Origin of the sequence: Pseudomonas sp. EL_65y_Pfl1_R83 (assembly GCF_963970695.1) — a bacterium.
Lineage (GTDB): Bacteria > Pseudomonadota > Gammaproteobacteria > Pseudomonadales > Pseudomonadaceae > Aquipseudomonas > Aquipseudomonas tritici.
The window spans coordinates 1-475 of the sequence record NZ_CAXAQI010000356.1; the positions used below are offsets into that span (position 1 = coordinate 1).

A 475-nucleotide genomic window follows, 5' to 3' on the forward strand; every position below is an offset into this window, starting at 1 on the left:
AGCACCACCCGATCTTCGGGGTGATCGAACAGACGGTGGGGTGAACAAATAGGCTCAGTGGAAATCGTGGCTGCGGATCGGGATGACCGGTTCGAGGTCGCGCCCCACCATGCGCCGTTCGCGCGGGTCGATCGTGCCGCCATGCGTGGCACCGTCGCCGGGCATGGTCAGGCGCGGCAGGTCGATCTCGCCGATCTGGCGCAGCAGCCCGGAGAGATCGGTGATGCGGTCGGCGATGATGTGGATCGTGCCGCTTTCGCTTTGCACGCGACCGCTGACGCTGAGCATCGCCGCCGCCATCACCGTGCGGCGCTGCGCCTCGAAGCGGTCGGGCCACAGGATCGCGTTGGCGATGCCGGTCTCGTCTTCCAGCGTGACGAACACCACGCCCTTGGCGCTGCCGGGGCGTTGCCGCACCAGGATGAGCCCCGCCACTTCGACGCGGGTGCCGTCCTTCAAACTTTTGAGATCGCCG

Annotated in this window: 1 protein-coding gene; it reads right to left on the reverse strand. The window is 67.2% G+C overall.

Annotated elements, in window-relative coordinates; all coding sequences use genetic code 11:
• Positions 1-54 precede the first annotated feature (54 nt).
• Positions 55-475, reverse strand: a 421-nt coding sequence (locus tag AACY08_RS29265) for an OB-fold nucleic acid binding domain-containing protein (protein WP_339472573.1), incomplete at its 5' end; no start/stop codon positions are given.